The organism is Variovorax sp. GW821-FHT09A10, from assembly GCF_059418385.1.
Genome location: NZ_JBWKPT010000014.1, coordinates 74,241 through 98,045 on the forward strand (window position 1 = coordinate 74,241; position 23,805 = coordinate 98,045).

A 23,805-nucleotide genomic window follows, 5' to 3' on the forward strand; every position below is an offset into this window, starting at 1 on the left:
GAAGGTATTGAAATCGGGCGGCCAACGCCAGTTGGCCGCGGGCCGTACTTTTCCCTCAAATACGCGCGCTCCTGCGAGCCGCCCAGCATCCACGCTTCAGCCTTGCCGCACAACCGCCCTCATGAAATAGGGGTGGCATGGGTTGTTCCCTCTGCGCAAAGCGCTACATTTTGGAAACAACGGAGACCACTGCCATGAACGACATCCGGTTCACACCCGACGAGCTCTCCACCCTGCGCGAACATGGCGTCGTGCTGTTCGCCGATCGCGTGATCTTCGACGCGCAGCCGCCGATGCCGCAGCAGCAGATCGACGCGGTGCAAGCCCTGTGCGCCGGCCCGCTGCCCGAAGCGCTGGTCGCGCTGTGGCAGCACACGGCGGGCGGGCGCCTCGACTACGACCTGGCGCTGCCGATGAACGGCAATGTCGAGAGCGTCAGCTGGTCGGAACTGTTCTGGGACGGCAGCGACGGCTACCGCGACCTGCAAGGCTGGATCGAGCATGAGCAGGAACTCGCCGAGGAAGCGGCCGAAGACGGCGGCACGCCCTGGAGCGGCAAGCTCACGCACCTGCCCTTCGGCGGCTTCGAGTACTGCGACCGCGTCTATGCGGTGGTCGAGCCCGGCGCCACGCACGGCCAGGTCATCGCGTGGAAGCAGGGCCTGCCGCCGGCCTGGACCCACGCGCTGCACGAAGACGGCCTGAGCCCCGTCGCGGCCGACCTGTACGGCGCCTTCGCGGCGCTGCATCTCGACGAAGACCCGCTGGCGCCGACGGCCGACTACTTCTCGGGGCAGGCGCTGCTCGCCTACCTCGACGACCGCCACGAAGGCTACGGGCTGGACCTCGACCTGATGGACAAGCTGGTCACCTTCTATTGCCGCGCCATCGTCGACTGGCGCACGCCGCTGGCCGACGGCACGCTGCGCCATCACCCGGCGCTCGCACGCGCGGCGCTGCGCCACGCGATCGCCACCGACGACGCCGCGCTGGTCGCTGAACTCGCCGCCGCGGGCCTGAACTTCGAAGGCCCGCAGCAAGGCAGCGCGCTCGCCACCGACGTCGCGGTGGGACACAGCGCCTTCGCCGCCGCGGCAGCGCTGGTGCGCGCAGGCGCGCCGGTGGCATCCGACGTGCTGCGCAACATCGACGGCCAGATCTCGCCCGAACTCACGCGCGCCCTGCTGGACAACGGCGCCGAGCCGACCGTAGCGGCCATCGTGAAGTGCGCGGCCTGCGGCGCGCCCGCCAGCGCGCACCTGATCGCCGACGCCTGCACGCAGATCGGCATCGACGTACCGCCGGCCTTCGTGGCGGATCGCGACGCGATGCTGGTCGAGCTGGAGACCACGCTCGCGCAGATGCGCGATGGGACGCAGGGGCATTACCTGGGGCAGGAAGGCTTGGCCGAACGCATCGAGCACTTGCAGACGTTCCGGCTTTGATTTTTTTCAGGGCGACGCTCACGCCGACGGGGGACATTCGCGGAGGGAAGTACCCGGTGGCCTGGGCACGCGCCCTGGATCAGCCCCCGTACAACCAAGGCTGATCCAGCAGCCGCGAACCCAACACCCGCATCGCCACGTCGCGCCCAAAGCGCACCGCCCCCGTGGCATGAAAGATCTCGCCGTTGCGACGCGCCCTCGCCTGCACCTGCGCATTGCGTTCCCAGCGCGCCTCGGCATAGCGTGCAAACGCGGCCGGCACACCCAACGCCGAGGCATCGCCCAAGGCATCCGCCAAGGCGATCGCATCCTCGATCGCCATGCCCGCCCCTTGCGCAAGGTACGGCACCATCGGATGCGCGGCATCGCCCACCAGCGCCACGCGCTCATGCGCCATGTCGCCAGGTCCGGCCACAGGCGCCCGATCGCTCAGCGTCCACGCGCGCCAACTCGGCATCGCGTCGAGCAATGACTGAAGGCTCGCACAGCTGCGACCCATCGCCTGCTTCAGCGCGACAAGGCTGCTGGCCTGATCCCAATCGCGCGCATCGCCAGCGGGTGCAGATTCGGCAATCACGACGACGTTGAGCGCATCCCCCGCGCGCACCGGGTACGCGACCGCATGCAAACGCGGCCCGAGCCACACATCGACGCGCGAACGACGCAGCGCCGCAGGCAGATCGGCCTGACGCACCAACGCACGCCAGGCCGTGTGCCCGGTCACGCGCGGCGGCACTTCGGCGGATTCGGATTCGAGCTGCGCGCGCACCAGGCTCCACAGGCCATCGGCGCCCACCAGCGCCTCACCCTCCCACGCACGCGCGTCGGTGCTCGAGACGCAGACCAAGTCGTCGCTGGTCTCGACCTGCCGGATGCGCGCGGCCGTGACCAGCGAGCCCGTGCCCTGCGCGCGCACGGCATCGAGCAGCAGCGTGTGCAGGTCGGCGCGGTGCACGCAGCAGTACGGCGCGCCGTAGCGCTGCTGCATGGCCTCGCCCAGCGGCATGCGGGCCAGTTCGGCGCCGCTGCCGGCGCTGTGGACCACCAGCGCCTCGGGGCGCGCCGCAATGGCTGCGAGGCCGCGGCCGAGGTCGAGTTGGTGAAGGCGGCGGGTGGCGTTGGGGCCGAGCTGCACGCCGGCGCCGATCTCGCCGAAGTCGGCGGCCTGTTCGAAGACGTCGGCGCGGTGGTGGGCACGGGACAACGCCAGCGCCGTGGCCAGCCCTCCGATCCCGCCCCCGGCGACGAGGATGTGCGCGGGCATCGGACTCAGCGTCCGGTGCTGGGCGTGGTGGAAGTCAGCGCGGGGCTGCTGTGGCTGTCGGCCGGGTCGGCGCCAGCGGGTTTCTTGGGGGCACAGCTGCCGCAGCTGTCGCACGAGCCGCAGCCCGAGGTCTTGGCCAGCGAGGCGGCGAGCTGATCGGCACGGGCCTGATCGATGAGGCCCGCGCGCTGCGTGCCGGCCGCGAACTTGCGCGCGGCACCACGGCGCCAGCCGGCAGGCATCCAGCGCCAGACCGCGTAGAGCGCGGCGGCCGCGACGATCAATCCGACGATCAGTTGCTGTGTCATGTCTTCTTCAACCCTTTCCCTGTGGTTTTACCCCGCGCCGAAAGCGAGTGCAATGCGATAGGTCAAGAAGCATGCCACGTATGCCAGGGCGAACAAGTAGCCCGCCATGATCCACACGTATTTCCAGGAGCCGGTTTCGCGCTTGACGGCCGCCAGCGTCGAGATGCACTGCGGCGCGAACACGTACCAGACCAGCAGCGACAGCGCCGTCGCCAGCGACCAGCTGCCGGCGATGAGCGGCTCCAGCGCGCTGGCCACGTCGTCGCCGGTGGCCGAGAGCGCGTACACCGTGCCCAGCGCGCCCACCGCGACTTCGCGTGCGGCCATGCCCGGCACCAGCGCGATGGAGATCTGCCAGTTGAAGCCGATGGGCGCGAAGATGTGCTCCAGCCCGCGGCCGATCATGCCGGCCAAGCTGTACTGGATGGCGGGGCCGGTCGCGCCCTCGGGCGGCGACGGGAAGGTCGACAGGAACCACAGCAGGATCGTGAGCGTGAGGATGATCGTGCCCACGCGCTGGATGAAGATCCACGCCCGTTCGTACAAACCGAGCAGCAGGTTGCGCGGATTCGGCCAGCGGTAGGCCGGCAGCTCCATCAAGAGCGGCGAATGCCTCGTGCTGTCGCGGAAGCGCTTCATGACCCAGGCCACGGCCATCGCCGAGACGATGCCGAACACATACAGCGCGAACAGCACCACGCCCTGCAGGTTGAACACGCCGCCGACGGTGCGCGCCGGAATGAAGGCCGCGATGAGCAGCGCATACACCGGCAGCCGCGCCGAGCAGGTCATGAGCGGCGCGATCATGATGGTCGTGATGCGGTCGCGCCAGTTGCTGATGGTGCGCGTGGCCATCACGCCCGGAATGGCGCAGGCAAAGCTCGACAGCAGCGGAATGAACGAGCGGCCCGACAGGCCCACGGTGCCCATCAGGCGGTCGAGCAGGAAGGCCGCGCGCGGCAGGTAGCCGGAGTCTTCGAGCGCGAGGATGAACAGGAACAGGATCAGGATCTGCGGCAGGAACACGATCACGCCGCCCACGCCGGCAATGACGCCGTCGACCAGCAGGCTCTGCAGCATGCCTTCGGGCATGTGCGCCTTGATCAGGTTGCCCAGCCCTTCGGTGCCGGCCTTGATGGCGTCCATCGGCACGTTGGCCCAGCTGAACACGGCCTGGAACATCAGGAACATGGTCACGGCCAGCACCAGCATGCCCCACACCGGGTGCATCACGACGCGGTCGATGCGGTCGCTGGTGTCCAGGCTGCCCACGGGCTCCTTCACCGCCAGGCCGAGGATGCGGCGCACCTCGCGCTGCGTGGCGAGCACGTCGTCCAGGCCGGGCGCCCGCCACGGCTGCGGCGCGGCGGCGGCGACCGGTGCGTCGAGCGCCTGGAGCAAGTTCTTCGCGCCGCCGGTGTGGACACCCACGGTCTCGATCACCGGCACGCCGAGTTCGCGCGAGAGCACGGCCGTGTCGACCGTGATGCCCTGCTTCTTGGCCATGTCGGTCATGTTGAGCGCCACCACCATCGGCAGGCCCAGCTGGCGCGCTTCGAGCACCAGGCGCAGGTTCAGGCGCAGGTTGGTGGCGTCGGTCACGCACACGAGCAGGTCGGGCAGTGCCTCGTTGCTCTGGCCGGTGACGATGTCGCGCGTGACGGCTTCGTCGGCACTCAGCGCGTTCAGGCTGTAGGCGCCCGGCAGGTCGAGCACGAAGACGCGGCGGCCGGTCGGCGTGCGCAGCGTGCCTTCCTTGCGCTCGACGGTCACGCCGGCGTAGTTGGCCACCTTCTGGCGGCTGCCGGTCAGGAGGTTGAAGAGCGCGGTCTTGCCGCAGTTCGGGTTGCCCAGCAGCGCGATGCGCCCGGGCTGTGCGGTGGCGCCGAGACGGCCCGGCCCCTGGATGACGGCTTCAACCATGGTTGGCGGCCCCCGGCGTGACGTGGATCAGCGCGGCCTCGTGGCGGCGCAGCGCGAAGGTGGTGTGGCCCAGGCGCACGGCCAGCGGCTCGCGGCCCGGGGTGCCGGTGGCGACGATGCGCACGGCCTCGCCCGGCACGAAGCCGATTTCGGTCAGGCGCAGCACCAGCTCGCGGTCGTCCGCGCTGTCGGGGCGGGCCACGTCGAGCACGGTGGCCCACTGATGGGACGGAAGCTGGTCGAGGCTCAGCGCGGTGGTGGTCGGCGCTGCGCCGAGGTCGTTGTTTCGCACGGTGGAGGTGCGCCCCCCGGAAACCCCGGGGCACGCCAGTAAGCAAAAGCCAGATGCTAGCAATTCTCACTCGCGAAAACCTGACCAACCCCAAAAAGTACCGGGTGTCGGCCAGGAAACGGCGCCCCCAGGGCCGGATTCAGTTCAATCCGAGTATCCCGCGCAGCTTGGAGAGGTCTTCGGCCAGCGTATTCACCCGGCCGGCCAGCATCTTGCGGTCGCGCTCGGTGAGCTTCGAGTAGGTTTCGAAGCCGCCGTCGGCCGTGCGGTACTTGGCCAGCGTGTCGAACACCACCTTGAAGTTGGCGTCGGCCTTCTCGGCAAACGGCTTGTCCTGCTTCACGACCAGCGGGCGCAGCAGCTCGACGATCTTGTAGGCGCCTTCGAAGTTCGACTGGAAGTCCCACAGGTCGGTGTGGCTGTAGCGGTTTTCCTCGCCGGAGATCTTGGTGGCGGCCACCTCTTCCATCAGCACGGCGGCGCCGCCCACGACCTTCTCGGGCGGGAAGGTCAGCGCGCCCAGGCGCTTTTGCAGCTCGAGCACGTCGGCCAGCAGCTTGTCGGCCACGGGGTTCAGGTCCTTGGTGCTCTTGAGCGTCCACAGGCTGTACTCGATGCGGTGGAAGCCGATGAAGGCCGGGTCTTTCTCGGCCTTCTCGTGGTCGTCCGCGCGCGAGTCGATCGACTGGTCGAGGTCGGTGAACAGCTCGGCCACGGGCTCCACGCGTTCGTAGCTGGTGCGCGTGGGCGCGTAGAGCTTCTTGGCCTTCTCGATGTCGCCGGCCTTCACGGCGGCGGTGAACACGCGCACGTCGGCGGCCAGCTTGCGCACGTTCTGCGTCACGTAGATCTTGTAGTCCGAGATCGGACCGACCAGCTCGAGTGGCGACACGGCGGCCTGCGCGCCCACGGCATAAAGGCCGGCAAAGCCTGCGACGAAAGCGGCGAGGAAGCGGCGGCGGAACTGCACGGTCATGGATCTCCTTGGATGCGGTGCGGTGGTGATGAAAAAGGGAGCGCTCAGGCGGCCAGCAGGCTGCGCCCGAGCCAGTCGTCGGCGCCCTGCACGCCCGGCAGCGTGAAGAAGAAGCCGCCGCCGATGGGCTTGATGTATTCCTCGAGCGGCTCACCGTCCAGGCGGGTCTGCACGGCGACAAAGCCCTTCTCGAGGTCGGCCTGGTAGCAGATGAACAGCAGGCCCATCTCGAGCTGGCCCGACTTGGTGACGCCGTTCGAGTAGTTGAAGGGCCGGCGCAGCATCAGGTTGGCGTCCGAGGCCTTGGTGCGCGGGTTCGCCAGGCGGATGTGCGCGTCCATCGGCGTCGCCTTGCCTTCGGGGTCCTTCGTGTAGTCGGGCACGTCGTGCTCGGTCTTGCCGCCGTCCAGCGGCGCGCCGCTGGGCTTGAGGCGGCCCATGATGGCCTCCTGCTCCTGCAGCGGCGTGCGGTCCCAGCGCTCCACGAAGTTGCGGATGATGCGCACCGCCTGGTAGCTGCCGCCCACGGCCCAGGCGGGCTCGTCGCCATTCGGCTGCACCCAGACGTGCTTGTTCATGAGCGTGTCGTCCGCCGAGTCGGGGTTGGCCGAGCCGTCGCGAAAACCGAGGAAGTTGCGCGCGCTCTCCGCGGGCTGGCCCGCCACGGCCGGGATCGGCGGCACGGAGCCCTCCTGCTTCCAGTGCAGCACCAGCAGGTCGGGCGTGTTCTTGATGATGTCGCGCAGCGCGTGGATGTTGGTGTCGGGCGTGTTGGCGCAGAACTGGATCGACAGGTCGCCGTGGCACAGCGCGGCGTCGAGCGCGTCGTTCGGATGGCGCTGCATCGGCTTCAGGCGCAGCGGCTTCTTCTTGTCGAGGCCGAAGCGCTCGTCGAACAGCGAGGCACCGACCGACACCGTCACGGTGAGCCCGTCGGGCTGCACCACCGGGCCGAGGATGCCGGAGCCCGCGGGCGGCAACTTGGGGTCGGGGTCGGTCTGCGGGCCGCCCTGCGTGAGGAAGGCGATGCGCTCGGTGAGCGTGCGCATCAGCCGCGCCAGGTCGGCGCGGTTCTCGGCCAGCACGTAGAACGAGGCGATCATGCCGGCCGTCGGGCGCGGCGTGACCACGCCCGCCTGGTGCTTGCCGCGGAAGGGCACGCGGTCTTGCGTGTGGGTGCTCTGCGGCGCGTCGGTGACCTGCGCGCCGGTGTCGGGCGGGCCCGGAATGGCCGCGCCGGCGCGCGCGCTGGCGGCGAGCCCGGCAAAGGCCACGCCTGCGGCGCCGAGCATGCGGCGGCGGTGCGGCGAGGCCGGAGCGGTGTCGTTCTTCTTCGTCGGTTCCATGGGGTCGTCGTTCTCTCTCAACTCATTCCAGACCGAGCGCGGCGTTCACCTTGCCCAGTTCCTCGGCCAGCGCGCGCACGGGCACGGCCAGCGCCTGGCGCTGCGCGTCGTCCAGCGGCGCGGGCTGGAAGCCTTCGCCGGCGCGGTACGGCGCCAGCGCGGCGTCGAAGGCGGCAAAGCGTTCGTCCACGGCCTTCTGCTGCGCGGGCGCGGCCTTCACCAGCAGCGGCTGCAGCAGGTCGGCGATCTTCTTCGTGCCTTCGTAGCTGCCCTGCAGGTTCACCAGCTCGGCATGGCCGTAGTGGTCCTCGCCGCCGGCGGGCAGGTTGTCGGCCACGCGGCGCAGCAGCTTCGAGGCGGCGCTGGCGAGCCGTTCGGGCGGCACGCTCAGTTCGCGCAGGCGCGCCTGCAGCGTCTCGGTGTCGGCCAGCAGCTGGTCGAGAACCGGGGCCAGCGCCTTCGCGTCGCCCTGGCCGTACAGCGCGTACTCGATGCGGTGGAAGCCGCTGAAGCCCGGGTCGGCCTCGCGCTTCTCGAAGTAGTCGGCGCGGGCGTTGATGCGCGCGTCGAGGTCGGCGAACAGCTCGGCCATCGGCTCGATGCGCTTGTAGGCCTGGTGGGCCGGCGCGTAGAGCGCGCGCGCCTGCGCCAGGTCGCCGGCCTTGACGGCGTCGGCCAGCGCGCGCACTGCGTCGTCGAGCGTGGCGGCCTCCAGCCGCAAGAACACCTGGTACTCGGCCAGCGCGCCCACGTAGTTGACGAGCGACGGCCGCGCCTCTTCGGCCAGCGAGGCCGCCGACGGGGTGACATGCAGCTTGCCGCGCGGGTTGCTCAGCAGCCCGCAGGTGATGGCGAAGTCGCCGGGCGAGAGCTTGACCGTCATGGTCTGCGAGAAGCCGGGCGCGATGTTCTCGCGCTCTTCCACCACCATCACGCCGTCGAGAATTTCCCACTCGAGCGCGCGGTTCGACTGGTTCACGATGGTGAAGGTCGTGCGCCCCGCGGGCACGGTGATCTCGTTCGGATCGCAGGCGTTGCCGCGGATCGTGACGGTGACGGCATGGTCGACCGCCTTGGGCGGCGCCTTGCGCGCCTCGTTCGAGGCGTACCAGAAGGCCGCCAGGCCGGCGACGACCAGCAGCGCCGAGGCGCCCACGGCGACGCGCATGAGCGTCGATGACGAAGAAGAGGAAGAAGACATCGGGGAAAAAGATCAGCCGGCAGTCGCCGTGCGCGGCGCCGCAGCAGCCGCCGGGCGCAGGAAGAAGAACAGGGCCACGGCCAGGAAGGCCAGGTAGACGATCACCTCGCCCACCACGGGCGCGGCCTGGTAGCCCAGCAGGCCCGACAGCACGGCGCCCACGGGGCTGTCCATCGGCAGGGTTTCGCTCATGTCGAACACCACGGTCTGCAGCTGGTTCCACACGCCGGCCTCGTGCAGCTTGCGCAGCACGCCCGCCAGCAGCCCGGCCGCGACCAGCAGGATGAACAGGCCCGTGAAGCGGAAGAAGCGGCGCAGGTCGAGCCGCACGCCGCCCGAATAGATGCCCCAGCCGACCACCACCGACACGGCGATGCCCGCGAGCGCGCCCACCGGCGCCTCCCAGCCGGTGCTCTGCTGGAACACGGCCAGCAGGAAGAAGACCGACTCCAGCCCCTCGCGCGCGACCGCCAGGAACACCATGCCGATCAGCGCCCAGCCCTGCCCGTCGGCATGCTGCGCCAGCGCCTTGTCGATGGATGCGTGCAGCTCGCCCTTGATGGAGCGGGCCGCCTTGCGCATCCAGAACACCATCGAGGTCAGCATGACCACGGCGATGAGCCCCACCACGCCTTCGAACAGCTCCTGCTGCTTCTGCGGAAACTCCGCCGCCAACAGTTGCAGGCCGGCGCCGGCGAACAGCGACAGCGCGGTGGCCAACAGCACGCCGACCCACACCGCGGGCATCAGCCTGCCGCGACCGCTTTGTTTCAGGTAACTGGCAACGATGCCGACGATCAGCGCGGCTTCGATGCCTTCGCGCAGCATGATGAGAAAGGGAATGAGCATCTCGGAACGGAAGGACGTTCTTTGAAAATGCCCCGATGTGGTGCATTTCTCAAGGAACGGCCCGAGGATACCCCATCAAATAAGATTTATTCTCAATTAGGGGTATTCGACCCCGCCCCGCTCACAGGGGCAGTTCGACGATGCGCGCGCTGACGGCGTCGCCGTCGACGATCAGTTCGGCCACGGCGATAGGCAGCTTGAATCGGCGCGGGCCGGCGCTGCCCGGATTCACGTAAAGCACGCCGCCGCGTTCTTCCACCTTGGGTTGGTGCGAGTGGCCGGAGACCACGACACGCACGCCGGCACCGGCGGGGTCGATGTCGATCTGAGAAAGGTCGTGGATCGCGTAGACATGCACGTCGCCGACCTTCAGGAATGCCGTCTCTGGAACGGCCCCGGCCCACGCCTCGCGGTCGTTGTTGCCGCGCACCACCGTCAGCGGCGCGATCGCGGCGAGTGCGTCGAGGATGCCGGCGTCGCCGATGTCCCCGCCGTGCACGATGAAGTCGCTGCCCTGCAAGGCCGCCACGGCCTGCGGGCGCAGCAGGCCGTGGGTGTCGGAGATGAGCCCGACGCGGATCAAGCGATCAGGCCGCCAGCAACTGCCGCAGCACGAACGGCAGGATGCCGCCGTGCTTGTAGTAGTCGACCTCGATCGGCGTGTCGATGCGCAGGCGCACCGTCACCTCCTGGTGCGTGCCGTCGGCGCGGTGCACGACCAGCTTCACGTCCATCTGCGGCTTGAGTTCGCCGCCGATCACGACGTCGATCTTTTCCTCGCCCGTGAGGCCCAGCGTCTGCCACGAGTCGGCGCCGCGGAACTGCAGCGGCAGCACGCCCATGCCGACCAGGTTGGCGCGGTGGATGCGCTCGAAGCTGCGCGCCACCACGGCCTTGATGCCCAGGAGCTGCGTGCCCTTGGCGGCCCAGTCGCGCGACGAGCCCGTGCCGTACTCCTCGCCGCCGAACACGATGGTCGGCGTGCCCGCTTCCATGTATTTCATGGCGGCGTCGTAGATGAACATCTTCTGGTTGCCGGGCTGGAACAGCGTGACGCCGCCCTCTTCCTGCGTGCCATTGGCGTCCGGCGGAATCATCAGGTTCTTGATGCGCACGTTGGCGAAGGTGCCGCGCACCATCACGTCGTGGTTGCCGCGGCGCGAGCCGTAGCTGTTGAAGTCGGCCTTGGGCACGCCGTGCGCCTTGAGCCAGATGCCCGCGGGCGAGCTTTCCTTGATGGAGCCGGCCGGCGAGATGTGGTCGGTGGTGATCGAGTCGCCGAACAGCGCCATGATGCGCGCGCCCTGGATGCCCGCGTCCGACGCGTGCGGCTGCATCTGGAAGCCTTCGAAGAACGGCGGCTCGGCGATGTAGGTCGATTTCGGCCAGTCGTAGACCTGGCCGGTCGTGCCCTTGATGCTCGTCCAGAACTTGCCCGGATCGCTCTTGACCTTCTCGTAGTTCGCGCGGAACGACTTGGCGTTCATCGCGAAGCGCAGGTTGTCGTCGATCTCCTTCGGCGTGGGCCAGATGTCGCCCAGGTACACGTCCTTGCCGCCCTTGCCCTTGCCCACGGGCTGGGTCATGAGGTCGGTCATCACGTTGCCCGCGATGGCAAAAGCCACCACCAGCGGCGGCGAGGCCAGGAAGTTGGCCTTCAGGTTCGGGTGGATGCGCGCCTCGAAGTTGCGGTTGCCCGAGAGCACGGCCGCGCCGATGAGGTCGTTCTTCGTGATGGCTTCGTTGATCTCGGGCGTGAGGTCGCCGGCATTGCCGATGCAGGTGGTGCAGCCGTAGCCCGCGAGGTAGAAGCCCAGCTTCTCCAGGTACGGCAGCAGGCCCGCCTTCTCCAGGTATTCGGTGACGATGCGCGAGCCCGGGGCCAGCGAGGTCTTGATGTGCGGCTGCACCTTCAGGCCCGCTTCCACCGCCTTCTTGGCCAGGATGCCGGCCGCGAGCATCACGCTCGGGTTGGAGGTGTTGGTGCACGAGGTGATGGCCGCGATCAGCACGTCGCCGTTGCCGATCGTGATCTGGCCCTTGGGCGCGGGCGGTGCCGTGGCACTGGTGTGGGCCGCGGCTTTGGTGGAACGGTTGGCGACCATCTCGACCAGTTCGCGCGGCGAACCGGCGGGCGGCGCCGCCGCCTCTTCGTCGCCGCCCTGGCCGGCGCTGACCAGTGGGTAGCGCTGCTTGAGCTTCTCGGCCGGCTGGTTGAAGCCGTTGGCGTCGTTGGGCTTGCTGTACAGCTCGGCGAACTTGGTCGACAGGTGGCCCAGGTCGATGCGGTCCTGCGGGCGCTTGGGGCCGGCCAGGCTGGGCGAGACGGTGCCCAGGTCGAGCTTGACGACCTTGGTGTAGTCGATGTCGCCCGGCGCGGGCATGCCGAACAGGCCCTGCGCCTTGTAGTAGGCGGCGAAGCGCTCCACTTCTTCCTTGGTGCGGCCGGTGCCTTCGAAGTAGGCCACGGTCATCTCGTCGACCGGGAAGAAGCCCATGGTGGCGCCGTACTCGGGCGCCATGTTGCCGATGGTGGCGCGGTCGGGCACGGCGATGGACGCGGCACCGGGGCCGAAGAACTCGACGAACTTGCCCACCACCTTTTCACCGCGCAGGATGGCGGTGACGTACAGCACCAGGTCGGTGGCCGTGACGCCTTCGCGCAGCTTGCCGGTGAGCTCGAAGCCCACCACGTCGGGCGTGAGCATGTAGACCGGCTGGCCCAGCATGGCGGCCTCGGCCTCGATGCCGCCCACGCCCCAGCCGACCACGCCGATGCCGTTGATCATGGTGGTGTGGCTGTCGGTGCCCACCAGCGAGTCGGGGTAGTACACCGGCGTGTCGCTCTTGTCGGCCGGGCTCTTGTAGACGCCGCGCGCAAAGTACTCGAGGTTGACCTGGTGCACGATGCCGAAGCCCGGCGGCACGACGCCGAAGGTGTCGAAGGCCTGCATGCCCCACTTCATGAACTGGTAGCGCTCGTTGTTGCGCTGGAACTCCAGCTTCATGTTCAGGTCGAGCGCCTTGGGCGTGCCGTAGTAGTCGACCATCACCGAGTGGTCGACCACCAGGTCGACGGGCACCAGCGGCTCGATGGTCTTGGGCGACTTGTTCAGCTTGGCGGCCACGCTGCGCATGGCGGCCAGGTCGGCCAAGAGCGGCACGCCGGTGAAGTCCTGCAGCACCACGCGGGTGACGACAAAGGGAATTTCGTCGGTGCGCTCGGCGTTGGGCGCCCAGTGGGCCAGCTCCTCGACGTGCTTGGCCGACACCTTCTGGCCGTCGCAGTTGCGCAGCACCGACTCCAGCACGATGCGGATCGACACCGGCAGGCGTTCCACGGTCGGGTACTGCTTGGCCAGTTCCTTCAGCGACCAGTACTTGCCGGACTTGCCCGACGCGGTCTTGAAGGTCTTGAGGGTGGACGCAAACGCGTGCGCCGGGGCTTTGGCCATGAGAAGACTCCTGTGTGTTCGTGGAAGCTCCTCAAGGATAGCGAGGTTCAATGTCAGTGGCTGTAGTCGGTCTTCCTTGTCGGGCTCTCCCGGAACTATCGTTCTCATAGCAAAAACGCCCGCCGCACGGGGTGCGGCGGGCGCGGGGCGGACGGTCAGACGCTCAGGCCATCGCCATATCGGTAGCACCCCGGGTGCGGCGCAGCCCGGTCCATTGCAGCTCGGCCAGCACGACCACGCACAGCGCCTGCGCCAGCACCCAGGCCATGCCGAGCGCGGTGACCGCGAACACGCCGCTCACCAGGAGGGCCACGCAGGCCACCGCCCAGGCGAAGTTGCCGACGATCACGAGGCCGATCAGCGTGCGCGGCGGCGTGGCGCGGCTGGCCATGAAGGCGGCGGCGGCCGCATAGGCCAGCAGGAACACGCCGGTGCCCATGAGCAGCCAGGCCGGCAGGCCGGTCAGGGCCGCAAGAACGTCGGTGAACGCCACCTGCAGCGCGCCGGTCGCGGCGCACGAAGCGGCATCGGCCCACATCACGTTCGACAGGAAGCGGGGGGAAGCGAAAACAGACATGTGAATCTCCTGGGTGGGTACGCTGCAGGCCAGTCCTGCTGCGTTGGGGTCGATGATTCCGCCGGGCGTGGATCGCGTCGATGACCTGGGAGGTCATGGCGCGGCGGCGCCGTCGCGCCAGAATGCGGCTCCATGAACACCCCCCGCACCCATTCGTCCAAGGCCGCCGCCGCCGGCCTGCCCGGCGCGCGCGATCCGTTCGGCGCCCACCTGCGGCACTGGCGCACCCACCGCCGCCTGAGCCAGCTCGACCTGGCGCAGGAGGCCGAGGTCTCGACCCGCCACCTGAGCTACGTAGAAACCGGCCGCGCCGCGCCCAGCCGCGAAATGGTGCTGCGGCTGGCCGAACGGCTCGATGTGCCGCTGCGCGAGCGCAATGCGCTGCTGGTGGCCGCCGGCTTCGCGCCCATGTACCGCCAGCGCTCGCTCGACGATCCGGCCATGGCCTCGGCGCGCCGCGCCATCGACCTCGTGCTGAAGGGCCACGAGCCCTTCCCCGCGCTGGCCGTGGACCGCCACTGGAACCTGGTCGCGCACAACGCGCTGGTGCCACTGCTCATGGAAGGCTGCTCGGCCGAATTGCTGAAGCCGCCCATCAACGTGCTGCGCCTGAGCCTGCACCCCGAAGGCGTGGCGCCGCGCATCGCAAACCTCGCACAGTGGCGCACGCACCTGCTGGAGCGGCTGCAGCAGCAGATCGCCGCCACCGGCGACACCGTGCTGCAGGCGCTGCACGACGAGCTGGAGGGCTATCCGCCGCCGGCCGTGAGCCACGACGCGCCGCTGCTCGACACCGCGCTGTCGGCGGTGGCCGTGCCGTTCCAGGTGGTCATGCCCAGCGGCGTGCTGAGCTTCATCAGCACCATCACGATCTTCGGCACGCCGGTGGACGTCACGCTGCAGGAACTCGCGGTGGAGTCGTTCTTTCCGGCGGACGAGCAGACGGCGGCGGCGCTGACGGCACTGGCGGCGCAGCAGGCGCGCTGAGGCCGGCGCTGCCGTCCGCGTTGCGCGCCGGCCCTTCGAAGTCGTCGACCTGGATGACCTTGTCGGCCGCCTGCAGGTAGGCCAGCGCCAGCGCGGGGTCGCTGGCCGAGCGCGCGGCCTCGTCGAGCGAGCGCGTGCGGCGCAGCACCTTGTTGAGCGCGGCCGTCTCGTCGCCCAGGCGCGCGCCGAGCGCCATCGCCTGCATCAGGTCGCGCAGGCCGCCCGGGCCGGGTTCCGACAGATCGGGCACGAGCCGCGCGACCACGTCCGGGCGCGTGCGCAGCAGCTCGGCCAATGCCATCAGCTGCACGTCGCGCAGCGGCGCCAGGTGCGCGGTGCGGCGCAGCACCAGCGCACCGAGCAGGCGCCGCCCCGGTGTCGGCAGGTTGGCGTACAGGTCGCGCAGGATCTTGCCGGCCTCGTCCAGCTGCAGCCGGATCGCCGCCTGCGCAAAGGGCAGCAGTTCGGGCGCCGCATCGACGCGGTAGCGCCACACGCAGGCGCTCGCCAGGTACAGGTGGGCCAGCACGTCGCCCAGCCGCGCCGACAGCAGCTCCATGCGCTTGAGCTTGCCGCCGAGCAGCCCCATGGCCAGGTCGGCGGTGAGCGCGTACTTGGCGCTCATGCGTGCGATGAGGCGCGCTTCGGCCGCCAGCGCCGCGGGCGGATCGCCGCGCACCGGCGCGCCGAACAGGCTGTGCCACAGGTTGCGCGCCACATGCCTGCCGTGCGCGATGAGCGCCCGGCCGAGCGCGGCTTCATCTTTCGCCTGCACCGCCGCCATCTCGTCGAGCACGTGCGGGTGGCAGCGCACCGCGCCCTGCCCGAACACGATGAGCGCGCGCGTGAGGATGTTCGCGCCCTCCACCGTGATCGCGATCGGCGCCTGCCGGTAGGCCACGCCGAGCAGGTTCGACGGGCCCGAGATGATCCCCTTGCCGCCGAGGATGTCCATGCCCCGGTTCACCGCGCGCCGGCCAGCCTCGGTGAGCTGCACCTTGAGGATCGCGCTGGCCACGCTGGGTCGCTCGCCCGCGTCGAGCGCGGCGGCGGTGAAGCGGCGCGCCGCATCGGTCGCGTACAGCTCGGCCGACATCTGCGCGACCAGCCCCGCCACCGCATGGAACTTGCCCACCGGCAGGCCGAACTGCTCGCGGATCTGGCCGTAGGCGTTGCTCACGTACAGCGCCGTCTGCTGCAGGGCCGAGCCCAGCGCGGGCAGCGAGATGGCGCGGCCCGCGGCCAGGCATTCCATCAGCATGCGCCAGCCCTGCCCCACCTGCGGCTCGCCGCCGATGACCCAGTCCATCGGCACGAACACCTGCCGGCCGTGGATCGGGCCGTTCATGAAGGCACTGTCCATCGGTCGGTGGCGCCGGCCGATCTCCATGCCCTCGTGCGGCACGGGAATCAGCGCGCAGGTGATGCCCTGCTCGCGCTGGCCTTCGGGCCGGCTCTCGTCGACGGCATGGAACGCGAGGCCGACCACGGTGGCGACTGGCGCCAGCGTGATGTAGCGCTTGTCGAAATCGACCAGGAAGCCGCGCGTGCGCCGGCCCTGGAACTCGCGCTCGACGAGCACGCCGCGGTCAGGAATGGCGGCGGCGTCGGAGCCCGCGTAGGGCGAGGTCAGGCCGAAGCACGGCAGCTCGCGGCCGTCGGCCAGGCGCGGCAGGTAGTGGTCTTTCTGCGCGTCGGTGCCGTAACGCAGCAGCAGCTCCGCCGGCCCGAGCGAGTTGGGCACCATCACCGTGACGGCCGTTGCCACGTTGACGCTCGCGATGCGCGCCACCACGGTGGCATGCGCGTAATGGCCGAAACCCAGGCCGCCGAAGGCCTCGGGAATGATCATTCCGAAGAAGCGCTTCTCGCGCAGGAAGCGCCACACCTCGGGCGGCAGGTCGTGCGCCTGGTCGATGGCGTGGTCGTCGAGCATGCGGCACAGCGCAGGCACCTCGTTCGCCAGGAAGGCTTCTTCGCGCGCGCTGAGCTGGTTGGGGCCGGCGGCCGCCAGCGCGTCGAAATCGGGGCGCCCGGCAAAGAGCTGGCCCTCGAACCCGACCGTGCCGGCCTCGAGCGCGGCACGCTCGGTGTCGCCCAGCGGCGGCAGGGCCTTGGAGAAAGGCTGCATCGCCCATCGGCCGATCAGGGTCGCCAGTGGCATGGGATCTCCTTGCGCCGCACCGGAGCGCGCGGCATGCGTCCATTCTTGGACGGCACCGGCCCACGCCGGGGCCGGTCAAGGGCGTTCGCGCGTGTCGGAGACGGGCTCGCGCGCGCCCTTGAATCGGCCTGGATCAGCGGCGCTTGGGCGCCTGCCCCGCTGGCGCGGCGGCAGGCATCGGCGCAGTCGGGTCGCGCCAGCCGTACTCGACATAGCGGCGGATCACGAGGCAGCCCGGCGGCGAATCGATCAGCGAGACCGACGAGGTCGGCTCCTTGTCGTCGGTGTAGACCGTGTAGATCGGCAGCAGCGCCGTGCGCTTGTAGTTCTTCAGTTCCTGCTCGGCCACGCTGGCGCAGGTGTAGGGCGCGACCGAGATGCGCTCGGCCGACACGGTGCAGGCACCGCTGTCGTCGGGAATGGCGGTGATCGACGCGGCCACGCCCGCGTTCGGGAACTGGATGCCGATCAGCGAGAACACCGGGCCGGCGTCGGGGCGCTTGCGGTCCCAGTCGAGCAGCACGTCGTGCGCGCGGCTGCCCTGCACGGTGAGCGTCGCCAGCCGCGTGATGGCGGGCAGGCAGCGCTGCACGCCGACGCTGGCGGCGGCGCGCGTGAGCGTGTCCTGCGGCGGCGCGGGCGGGGCCAGCACGCCTTGGGCCAGCGCGCTGCCGGCCATCGCGAGCACACAGGCGGCAGCGGTGAATCGGGCCAAGGCGGTCATCGGTGTCGCCTTCACGCGTAGAGGCTCTCGATGGCCGCCGAGTAGAGGCGCACGTTCTCCTCGCCTTCCGGGTCGAGCCTGGCGATGAGGTCACGGGCGCGCTCGCGGTAGGCCGGCAGGTTGGCGTCGTGCTCGGCGAACGCGCGCCGCAGCGCCTGCCCGCCCTCCTCGCAGTCGAAGCCGTGGTAGCGGTAGCCGCAGTCGCCGATCAGGTGCGAGTTGTGGATCAGCGGCCAGCCGCCGTACAGCGCCTCGTAGTAGAGGTAGTTCTGAGCGTTCTCCCAGTGGTGCGCAAAGACCGCATCGATGGCGCCGGGCAGCACCTGGTACAGCGGAAAGCGCCCTTCAAAAGTCGCCAGGCCGTGCCGCACGAGATCGAGGCTCTGCGCAAAGGCGACGAAGTTCGGCTTGTCCTTCAGGTGGAAGCTGTTGTAGACCCACATCTTCTCGATGAGGCGCGGCTGCGCACGGTGCGCCGACTCGCAACCCAGCATCGGGATGAAGCTGGTCTTCACCATGCAGATGTTGGGCTCGAAGATGGCCACGCGCCACTGCTTGCGCCCCGGCTCGTAGGCAAAGCGCTTGCCCTCGGCGCCGCGCGCCATCGCCTTCTCGACCACCATCGGGCTCCACAGGTGCGGCATGAGCTTGGTGGGCGCGCGGAAGGTGCTCGCGAAGTACGGCTTGCAGGAGATTTCGTACTCGGGCAGCGTCCACACCTCGTCGTACGGCGCGCCGCTGACCAGCATGCCGTGCGGCTTGTTGAAGGTCATGCGTTCGATGTCGATCACGTAGTCGTTGCCCACGCGCATCGAGACGATCTTGCCGCCGCGCTCACGGAACGCCACCGACCACTCGCGGCCGAGCTGCGCGCTCATCTCGATCATGAGGTCGAGCTCCTGCGCGGCGGTGGCCATGTCGATGATCGGCACCGGCGAATCGGCCAGGAAGTTGGTGGCGTCGGCCGGGCCGCCGTCGCCGCCGCCGGCCACCAGCACCGTGCGCTCGACGCAGGGCGAGCGCAGCAACAGCATCACGAGGAACAGGCAGTTCTGGTAGACGCCGTTCTCCCACAGGCTCTGCTCGCCCTTGCGGATGAAGATGGAGACACCGACCTTCAGGCGGGTCGGCGTGGCGGCCGCGCGCGGGCCTGCGGTGGGGTTCTGCACGTCGCTCATGCGGCCACCTTCGCGTTGCCGGCACGGAACGCCGGGTCGCCACCGACCAGGTGCAGCAGCCGCTGTGCGTAGCCGTCGATGTTGGCCGTGTTCATCGGATCGATCGCGTCGAACACGCGCTGGCTGCGCGCGCGGTAGTCGTCGAGCTGTGCATCATGGCCGCGCACGGCCGCGGCCAGCTGCTCGGCGCCGACGGCGATGTCGAAGTCGGGGTAGTAGTAGCCGGCGTCGCGCAGCCAGGGCGAGTTGTGCACCAGCGGGTAGTTGCCGTACAGCGCGTCGAGGTAGCTGTAGTTCTGGTCGTTCTGCCACTGGTGCGACACCACCGCGTCGGTATGCTGCACCATGAAGCCGGCGAAGTCATGCCGCCCGTGGAAGGTGGCCTTGTGCTGGCGCACGATGTCCAGCGAGTTCGCCAGGTAGAGCATCGTCGGATGGTCTTTCAGGTGCAGCGTGTTGAGCACGTGCATCGCCGCGACGTGCTCCGGGTTGGCGCGGTAGGCCTCGTCGGTGATCAGCATCGGGATGCTGCACGACTTCACCACCGAGATGTTCGGCTCGAAGATCGCCACCCGAAAGCCCGGTTGCTCCGCCGTGCGCGGCTGGTAGCCGAAGCGGTAGCCCTGCGCCTGCACCTCGTCCACGCGCTGCGCCAGGAACTGCGGCGACCAGAGGTACGGCACCTCGTGCACCGGGCAGCGGTGCAGCGTGCGCATCATGGGCGCAAAGCCCGCGTCCTTGGGCAGCAGCCAGATCTCGTCGCAACGGTCGGTGGCGCCGAAGTGCCCCTGGTCGGCAAAGATGATCGGCTCGGCCAGCGCCACGAAGGGCTGCCCCACGCCATGGAAGGCCACGCGACCGCCGCAGGCGCGGAAGTACGCCAGCCACTGCAGGTCGAGGGCGCCCGCCATTTCGATGACCACGTCGAGCGCGTCGGTCAGCTCGCGGGCGCGGCCCAGCGTGAGGCCCATCGCCGACAGGTCGACCTGCGGCGGCATGGCCTGCTGGTCGCCCGCATCGATGAGCGTGACGGACTCGACGAATTCGATGCGTTGCAGCAGCCGGGCCAGGAACAGGACGTTCTGTCCCATTCCGTTTTCCCAGATGTTCTGCCCCGCGTGGGAGAGGACTGAAATACCGATGCGCATGGGCGAAGTGTGTACCAAAAAACAATGGCTCCCGCGCGCAGGGCGCGGGAGCCACCGGGGCCGGGCGTCAGCCGGGCGCTTGCTCGCTCAGCGGTTTACTTCCACTTCCAGCCGATGCCGGCGTTCACGCCCCACTCCTTGCCGGTGGTCGTCAGGCCCGCGCCCCAGGACATCTTGCCGTCGTCCGACAAGGCCTTGAAGGTCAGCGCCACGGCGCTGTAGCCCTGGTACGAACCCAGGCCGACGCCGACCGTCTTCTCGCCCGGGTACAGCGTGGGCAGGTAGGTGCCCGACATCGCGAAGGCCATCGCCGTGCCCGAGTAGGCGATGCGCGCCACGTCGCCCACCTGCTTTTGCACCTGCTGCAGCTGGCCCAGGTTGACCGCGTCGGTCGGCAGGATGCCCGGTGCCACGTTGCTGATGCGCGTGGGACCCGAAGTCTCGGTGCCCAGCGTGATCTGGTTGTAGTTCACCGATCCGTCGGGGTTGGTGGCGTACTGCACGCTGCTGGCCTTCGCAGCCGCCGAGACCGCCTTCAGCTGCGCCACGTTGGTCGCGTCGCTGTCGGCCGAGCCGGCTGCCACGCCCGTGATCTGGCGGAACTGGTTGTTGGCCGCATCGCCCACCGACACCGCCGCCTGCGTGCTGGTCGTGGCCTTGATGGCCGCTTCCTGCTGCGCATTCGCGCTGCCCGGCACGTAGCCAGCCACGCCCGCCGCCCGCGAGGCCACCGAGTTCGCACCCAGTGCCACGCCGCCGGTCTGCTGGACCACCGCGCCGAAGCCGATGGCCGTGCCCTGCGCGATGTTCTGCGCCTTGCTCAGCGGCGTGCCGCCGGCGTCCGCACCGTCACCCAGGGCCACGCCGCCGCCGCCGGCACGGGAGTTCGCGCCGATCGCCTGCGAGCCCGTGGCCAGCGCCCCGGTGCCGATGGCGATGGCGTTGGTGCCCGTGGCCTGCGCCCCGAAGCCCACCGCCACCGCGCCGTCGGCCGTGGCCTTCGCGCCGTTGCCGGCGGCGAAGGAGTTGGCACCGCTGGCTTCTGAACGCGGCCCGATCGCCACCGCTTCCGCACCGGTGGCCTTGGAGTCGGTGTTGGTCGAGTTGGCGTGGAAGTACTTCGTGCCCCCGTTGTAGATCGAGCTGACCGTCGTGCTCAGGCTGCTGATGCTGCTGGTGGCCGTGCTCAGGCCGGTCGACGTCGAGGTCGACAGGCTGGCGATGCCGCTGGCCGCGCCGCCCACGCTGGTGGACAGGCTGTCCAGGTTGCTGTTGGTGGTGCTCAGGCCGGTCGACAGGCTGCTGACGTTGCTGTTGGTCGTGCTCAGGCCGGTAGACAGGCTGCTCACGTTGCTGTTCGTCGTGCTCAGGCCGGTCGACAGGCTGCCGACGTTGCTGTTCGTCGTGCTCAGGCCCGAGGACAGGCTGCTCACGTTGCTGTTCGTCGAGCTCAGGCCGGTCGACAGGCTGTCGACGTTGCTGTTCGTCGTGCTCAGGCCCGTGGACAGGCTGCTCACGTTGCTGTTCGTCGTGCTCAGACCGGTCGACAGGCTGCCGACGTTGCTGTTCGTCGTGCTCAGGCCGGTGGACAGGCTGCCCACGCTGCTGGCCACCGTGCTCAGGCCCGACGACAGGCTGCCGACATTGCTGTTGGTCGTGCTCAGGCCGGTCGAGAGGCTGGAGATACCGCTGGTGGCGGTGCTCAGGCCGCTCGACAGGCTGCCGATGCCGCTGTTGGCGGTGCTCAGGCCGGTCGAGGTCGAGGACGACAGGCTGCCCAGGTTGCTGTTCGTCGTGCTCAGACCCGTCGACAGGCTGAAGATGCCGCTGGTGGCGGTGCTCAGGCCGGACGAGAACGAGGTGGACAGGCTGCTCACGTTGCTGTTCGTCGTGCTCAGGCCGGTGGACAGGCTGTCGATGCTGCTGGTGGCGGTGCTCAGGCCCGACGAGGTCGAGGTCGAGAGGCTGTCGACGTTGCTGTTCGTGGTGCTCAGGCCGGTCGAGAGGCTGTCGATGTTGCTCGTGGCGGTGCTCAGGCCCGACGACGTGGAGGTCGAGAGGCTGCCGACGGTGCTGTTGGTCGTGCTCAGGCCGGTCGAGAGGCTCGAGATGCCGCTGGTCGCGGTGCTCAGGCCGCTCGACGCCGACGTCGACAGGCTGCTCACGTTGCTGTTCGTGGTGCTCAAGCCGGTGGACAGGCTGGAGATGCCGCTGGTCGCCGTACTGAGACCCGTCGACAGGCTGTCGATGCTGCTCGCGGCGGTGCTCAGACCGCTCGACGTCGAAGTCGACAGGCTACTCACGTTGCTGTTCGTGGTGCTCAAGCCCGTAGACAGGCTGGAGATGCCACTGGTCGCGGTGCTGAGACCCGTCGACAGGCTGTCGATGCCGCTCGTGGCGGTGCTCAGACCCGACGACGTCGAGGTCGACAGGCTGCTCACGTTGCTGTTCGTGGTGCTCAAGCCCGTGGACAGGCTGGAGATGCCGCTGGTTGCAGTGCTCAAGCCGCTCGACGTGGATGTCGACAGGCTGTCCAGGTTGCTATTCGTCGTGCTCAGACCCGTGGACAGGCTGGAGATACCACTGGTCGCTGTGCTCAGACCGCTCGAGGTAGACGTCGACAGGCTGCTGACGTTGCTGTTGGTCGTGCTCAGTCCGGTAGACAGGCTGGAGATGCCGCTGGTTGCAGTGCTCAAGCCGCTCGACGTGGATGTCGACAGGCTGTCCAGGTTGCTGTTCGTCGTGCTCAGACCCGTGGACAGGCTGGAGATACCGCTGGTCGCCGTGCTCAGACCCGACGACGTCGAAGTCGACAAGCTGCTCACGTTGCTGTTCGTGGTGCTCAAGCCCGTGGACAGGCTGGAGATGCCACTGCTCGCGGTGCTGAGACCCGTCGACAGACTGTCGATGCTGCTCGTCGCCGTGCTCAGACCCGACGACGTCGAGGTCGACAGGCTGCTGACGTTGCTGTTCGTGGTGCTCAAGCCCGTAGACAGGCTGGAGATGCCACTGGTCGCGGTGCTGAGACCCGTCGACAGGCTGTCGATGCCGCTCGTGGCGGTGCTCAGACCCGACGACGTCGAGGTCGACAGGCTGCTGACGTTGCTGTTCGTGGTGCTCAAGCCCGTGGACAGGCTGGAGATTCCGCTCGTGGCGGTGCTCAGGCCGGACGACGTGGACGTCGACAGGCTGCTCACATTGCTGTTCGTCGTGCTCAGGCCCGTGGACAGGCTGGAGATTCCGCTGGTCGCGGTGCTGAGACCCGTCGACAGACTGTCGATGCTGCTCGTCGCCGTGCTCAGACCGCTCGACGTCGAAGTCGACAGGCTGCTCACGTTGCTGTTCGTGGTGCTCAAGCCGGTAGACAGGCTGGAGATGCCACTGGTCGCGGTGCTGAGACCCGTCGACAGGCTGTCGATGCTGCTCGTCGCCGTGCTCAGACCGCTCGACGTCGAAGTCGACAGGCTACTCACGTTGCTGTTCGTGGTGCTCAAGCCCGTGGACAGGCTGGAGATGCCGCTGGTCGCCGTGCTCAGACCCGACGACGTCGAAGTCGACAAGCTGCTCACGTTGCTGTTTGTAGTGCTCAGGCCCGTGGACAGGCTGGAGATGCCACTGGTCGCGGTGCTGAGACCCGTCGACAGACTGTCGATGCCGCTCGTGGCGGTGCTCAGACCGCTCGACGTCGAAGTCGACAGGCTGCTCACGTTGCTGTTCGTGGTGCTCAAGCCCGTGGACAGGCTGGAGATGCCGCTGGTCGCGGTGCTGAGACCCGTGGACAGACTGGAGATACCACTGGTAGCCGTGCTGAGACCGCTCGACGTCGAGGTCGACAGGCTGCTGACGTTGCTGTTCGTCGTGCTCAGGCCCGTGGACAGGCTGGAGATACCGCTGGTCGCTGTGCTCAGACCGCTCGAGGTAGACGTCGACAAGCTGCTGACGTTGCTGTTGGTCGTGCTCAGTCCGGT

Annotated in this window: 18 protein-coding genes; 2 read left to right on the top strand and 16 right to left on the bottom strand. The window is 68.9% G+C overall.

The window, feature by feature from the left end; genetic code table 11:
* The first annotated feature begins 194 nt into the window (after positions 1 to 194).
* Entirely contained in the window at positions 195 to 1,445 is a 1,251-nt protein-coding gene (locus AC07Q9_RS30450; RefSeq protein ID WP_489058004.1) for an SMI1/KNR4 family protein, read from the top strand.
* A 79-nt stretch (positions 1,446 to 1,524) separates the two neighbouring features.
* Here AC07Q9_RS30450 and AC07Q9_RS30455 read toward each other — a convergent pair whose 3' ends face one another.
* From AC07Q9_RS30455 to AC07Q9_RS30505, 11 genes are all read right to left on the bottom strand, one after another.
* Positions 1,525 to 2,709: an FAD-dependent monooxygenase gene (locus tag AC07Q9_RS30455; RefSeq protein WP_489058003.1), complete on the bottom strand. Its 1,185-nt coding sequence runs from the start codon at positions 2,707 to 2,709 to the stop codon at positions 1,525 to 1,527.
* A 5-nt stretch (positions 2,710 to 2,714) separates the two neighbouring features.
* Positions 2,715 to 3,017, bottom strand: a complete 303-nt coding sequence (locus AC07Q9_RS30460; RefSeq protein WP_062477175.1) for a DUF6587 family protein — start codon at positions 3,015 to 3,017, stop codon at positions 2,715 to 2,717.
* 27 nt (positions 3,018 to 3,044) lie between these two features.
* Positions 3,045 to 4,940: a ferrous iron transporter B gene (gene feoB, locus AC07Q9_RS30465; RefSeq protein WP_495312835.1), complete on the bottom strand. Its 1,896-nt coding sequence runs from the start codon at positions 4,938 to 4,940 to the stop codon at positions 3,045 to 3,047.
* Positions 4,933 to 5,232, bottom strand: coding sequence for a FeoA family protein (locus AC07Q9_RS30470; RefSeq protein WP_070062301.1), 300 nt, complete (start codon positions 5,230 to 5,232; stop codon positions 4,933 to 4,935). Before AC07Q9_RS30470 ends, feoB begins: the two co-directional genes overlap by 8 nt.
* Positions 5,233 to 5,371: 139 nt before the next feature.
* On the bottom strand, positions 5,372 to 6,208 hold the full coding sequence (gene efeO, locus AC07Q9_RS30475) for an iron uptake system protein EfeO (RefSeq protein ID WP_495312836.1): 837 nt from the start codon (positions 6,206 to 6,208) through the stop codon (positions 5,372 to 5,374).
* Between the two features lie 44 nt (positions 6,209 to 6,252).
* A complete protein-coding gene (efeB, locus tag AC07Q9_RS30480; RefSeq protein ID WP_495312837.1) occupies positions 6,253 to 7,554 on the bottom strand; it encodes an iron uptake transporter deferrochelatase/peroxidase subunit in 1,302 nt (433 codons plus the stop codon).
* A gap of 22 nt (positions 7,555 to 7,576) precedes the next feature.
* Positions 7,577 to 8,755 carry an iron uptake system protein EfeO gene (gene efeO, locus AC07Q9_RS30485; protein ID WP_095950575.1) on the bottom strand — a complete coding sequence of 393 codons (1,179 nt, stop codon included), beginning with the start codon at positions 8,753 to 8,755 and terminating at the stop codon, positions 7,577 to 7,579.
* A gap of 12 nt (positions 8,756 to 8,767) precedes the next feature.
* Positions 8,768 to 9,604 carry an iron uptake transporter permease EfeU gene (efeU, locus tag AC07Q9_RS30490; RefSeq protein ID WP_489057999.1) on the bottom strand — a complete coding sequence of 279 codons (837 nt, stop codon included), beginning with the start codon at positions 9,602 to 9,604 and terminating at the stop codon, positions 8,768 to 8,770.
* 121 nt (positions 9,605 to 9,725) lie between these two features.
* The gene (locus AC07Q9_RS30495) at positions 9,726 to 10,187 is read right to left on the bottom strand and encodes a metallophosphoesterase family protein (RefSeq protein ID WP_495312838.1); all 462 of its coding nucleotides are present in this window, start codon (positions 10,185 to 10,187) and stop codon (positions 9,726 to 9,728) included.
* Positions 10,188 to 10,191: 4 nt separating this feature from the next.
* A complete protein-coding gene (locus AC07Q9_RS30500; protein ID WP_495312839.1) occupies positions 10,192 to 13,059 on the bottom strand; it encodes an aconitate hydratase in 2,868 nt (955 codons plus the stop codon).
* Positions 13,060 to 13,222: 163 nt separating this feature from the next.
* Entirely contained in the window at positions 13,223 to 13,636 is a 414-nt protein-coding gene (locus AC07Q9_RS30505) for a hypothetical protein (protein ID WP_495312840.1), read from the bottom strand.
* A gap of 132 nt (positions 13,637 to 13,768) precedes the next feature.
* Here AC07Q9_RS30505 and AC07Q9_RS30510 point away from each other — a divergent pair, with 132 nt between their 5' ends.
* Entirely contained in the window at positions 13,769 to 14,623 is an 855-nt protein-coding gene (locus tag AC07Q9_RS30510; RefSeq protein WP_062477152.1) for a helix-turn-helix domain-containing protein, read from the top strand.
* On the opposite strand, the gene AC07Q9_RS30515 is transcribed toward AC07Q9_RS30510, so the two are convergent.
* From AC07Q9_RS30515 to AC07Q9_RS30535, 5 genes are all read right to left on the bottom strand, one after another.
* Positions 14,529 to 16,787: an acyl-CoA dehydrogenase gene (locus AC07Q9_RS30515; RefSeq protein ID WP_495312841.1), complete on the bottom strand. Its 2,259-nt coding sequence runs from the start codon at positions 16,785 to 16,787 to the stop codon at positions 14,529 to 14,531. The genes AC07Q9_RS30510 and AC07Q9_RS30515 overlap by 95 nt on opposite strands.
* Positions 16,788 to 16,920: 133 nt before the next feature.
* Positions 16,921 to 17,511 (bottom strand): hypothetical protein, encoded by a 591-nt coding sequence (locus tag AC07Q9_RS30520; protein ID WP_495302662.1) that lies wholly within the window; start codon positions 17,509 to 17,511, stop codon positions 16,921 to 16,923.
* Positions 17,512 to 17,522: 11 nt separating this feature from the next.
* Complete coding sequence (locus AC07Q9_RS30525) at positions 17,523 to 18,689, bottom strand: DUF2827 domain-containing protein (protein WP_492680927.1); 1,167 nt, start codon at positions 18,687 to 18,689, stop codon at positions 17,523 to 17,525.
* Positions 18,686 to 19,837, bottom strand: coding sequence for a DUF2827 domain-containing protein (locus AC07Q9_RS30530; protein ID WP_495312842.1), 1,152 nt, complete (start codon positions 19,835 to 19,837; stop codon positions 18,686 to 18,688). The genes AC07Q9_RS30525 and AC07Q9_RS30530 overlap by 4 nt, the downstream gene beginning before the upstream one ends.
* Positions 19,838 to 19,932: 95 nt before the next feature.
* On the bottom strand, positions 19,933 to 23,805 hold a 3,873-nt coding region (locus tag AC07Q9_RS30535; protein WP_495312843.1), incomplete at its 5' end, for a YadA-like family protein.

Bases quoted from the DNA above. Each gene is read 5' to 3' on its own strand.
- efeO (WP_495312836.1), bottom strand. From the start codon at position 6,208: ATGACCGTGCAGTTCCGCCGCCGCTTCCTCGCCGCTTTCGTCGCAGGC.
- AC07Q9_RS30505 (WP_495312840.1), bottom strand. From the start codon at position 13,636: ATGTCTGTTTTCGCTTCCCCCCGCTTCCTGTCGAACGTGATGTGGGCC.
- AC07Q9_RS30520 (WP_495302662.1), bottom strand. From the start codon at position 17,511: ATGACCGCCTTGGCCCGATTCACCGCTGCCGCCTGTGTGCTCGCGATG.
- AC07Q9_RS30525 (WP_492680927.1), bottom strand. From the start codon at position 18,689: ATGAGCGACGTGCAGAACCCCACCGCAGGCCCGCGCGCGGCCGCCACG.
- AC07Q9_RS30500 (WP_495312839.1), bottom strand. From the start codon at position 13,059: ATGGCCAAAGCCCCGGCGCACGCGTTTGCGTCCACCCTCAAGACCTTC.
- efeU (WP_489057999.1), bottom strand. From the start codon at position 9,604: ATGCTCATTCCCTTTCTCATCATGCTGCGCGAAGGCATCGAAGCCGCG.
- AC07Q9_RS30450 (WP_489058004.1), top strand. From the start codon at position 195: ATGAACGACATCCGGTTCACACCCGACGAGCTCTCCACCCTGCGCGAA.
- AC07Q9_RS30530 (WP_495312842.1), bottom strand. From the start codon at position 19,837: ATGCGCATCGGTATTTCAGTCCTCTCCCACGCGGGGCAGAACATCTGG.
- AC07Q9_RS30455 (WP_489058003.1), bottom strand. From the start codon at position 2,709: ATGCCCGCGCACATCCTCGTCGCCGGGGGCGGGATCGGAGGGCTGGCC.
- AC07Q9_RS30510 (WP_062477152.1), top strand. From the start codon at position 13,769: ATGAACACCCCCCGCACCCATTCGTCCAAGGCCGCCGCCGCCGGCCTG.
- AC07Q9_RS30515 (WP_495312841.1), bottom strand. From the start codon at position 16,787: ATGCCACTGGCGACCCTGATCGGCCGATGGGCGATGCAGCCTTTCTCC.
- efeB (WP_495312837.1), bottom strand. From the start codon at position 7,554: ATGGAACCGACGAAGAAGAACGACACCGCTCCGGCCTCGCCGCACCGC.
- AC07Q9_RS30460 (WP_062477175.1), bottom strand. From the start codon at position 3,017: ATGACACAGCAACTGATCGTCGGATTGATCGTCGCGGCCGCCGCGCTC.
- efeO (WP_095950575.1), bottom strand. From the start codon at position 8,755: ATGTCTTCTTCCTCTTCTTCGTCATCGACGCTCATGCGCGTCGCCGTG.
- feoB (WP_495312835.1), bottom strand. From the start codon at position 4,940: ATGGTTGAAGCCGTCATCCAGGGGCCGGGCCGTCTCGGCGCCACCGCA.